Raw genomic sequence first — 990 nt, forward strand, 5'->3', positions numbered from 1 at the left:
GTACTCCACGACCCCCGACAGCCCCGCCGCCCCGCCCGAACCATCCCGGCGCTCCACGAAACCCACCGCGAGATCGAACTTGGCCACACCCGTGTCCACCGTGGTGATCTCCGGGGTCCCGGCGCGGTCGAAGCCCGAGGCGTCCGCGAAGGCCGGGTTGAGCGCGACGGTGACCTGGAAGAGGGGGTGGTGGGCGGTGGAGCGCTCCGGGTTGAGCTCCTCCACCAGCAGGTCGAAGGGCACGTCCTGGTGGTCGAAGGCCGCCAGGTCCGCCTCCCGGACGCGTTGCAGCAGCTCGCCGAAGGACGGGTCGCCGGAGGTGTCGGTGCGCAGGACGAGGGTGTTGATGAAGAACCCGACCAGGTCGTCCAGGGCGGGATCGGTACGACCCGCGACCGGAGTGCCCAACGGCACGTCCTCGCCGGCACCGGCCTTGGACAGCGCGACCGCCAGGGCCGTCTGCACCACCATGAACAGCGTGCAACCGTGCTCCTTGGCCACCCGCGCCAGCGCCGCGTGCAGCTCCGCGTCGATCTCGAAGCGAACGCTCTCGCCCCGGTGCGAGGGGACCGGGGGGCGGGCCCGGTCCAGGGGCAGGGCGAGGACCTCCGGAGCTCCGTCGAGGGCCTCCCGCCAGAAGTCGAACTGCTGGAAGAGCAAACCGTCCGGGTCGTCGGGCGCACCCAGGACGTCCCGCTGCCAGAGCGCGTAGTCGGCGTACTGCACCGGCAGCTCCTCCCAGCCCGGAAGACCGCCCTCGCGACGAGCCGCGTAGGCCCGCCCCAGGTCCCGCACGAACACACCCTCGGACCAGCCGTCGGTCGCGATGTGGTGCGCCAACACCACCAGCACCGCCACACCCGGACCCGCGGAGAACAACCGCACCCGCACCGGACGGTCCACCGCGAGGTCGAACGGCGTACGCGCGAACTCCCCCACCAGCGCGTCCACCTCACCGGGAGAACACTCCACCACCTCGAACCCCGGCAA

Annotated in this window: 1 protein-coding gene; it reads right to left on the reverse strand. The window is 71.8% G+C overall.

Annotated features, from left to right (window positions below):
- Positions 1 to 990, reverse strand: a 990-nt coding sequence (locus DSY14_RS27875; protein WP_249188587.1) for a condensation domain-containing protein, incomplete at both ends; no start/stop codon positions are given.

The organism is Nocardiopsis sp. MG754419 (assembly GCF_018207095.1).
GTDB lineage: Bacteria > Actinomycetota > Actinomycetes > Streptosporangiales > Streptosporangiaceae > Nocardiopsis.